Annotated in this window: 1 pseudogene; it reads right to left on the bottom strand. The window is 39.6% G+C overall.

What is annotated here, in order from left to right:
* Window positions 1-181, bottom strand: a pseudogene (locus SB679_RS25260) (hypothetical protein); the annotation flags it as partial.
* Window positions 182-255 lie beyond the last annotated feature (74 nt).

Raw genomic sequence — 255 nt, 5'->3', positions numbered from 1 at the left:
CAGCACGTTCCTTAGCAGTTGTTTCTGCAATGAATGTTAATTTGTACATGTTTTTTTCAAAAACATCATTTGCAATTTCTTTGGCATCTGCTATGGTTATCCCGCTATGAATATGTACAGTTTCACCTTGAACATTCGTGGAATGATTCCCGCCTTGCTGCCGAATATTTTTGTTAAGCATCTGTATCCTCTCCTTGCTTTGGCGTTATATTACCAACCTTAACGCTCTCCCCCTGTATATTCACGGAATTGTCG

This window comes from Chryseobacterium sp. SIMBA_029, from assembly GCF_046535275.1.
GTDB lineage: Bacteria > Bacteroidota > Bacteroidia > Flavobacteriales > Weeksellaceae > Chryseobacterium.
Note: the sequence above shows the minus strand (reverse complement) of the source record. Positions and strands in the feature narration are given on the sequence as shown.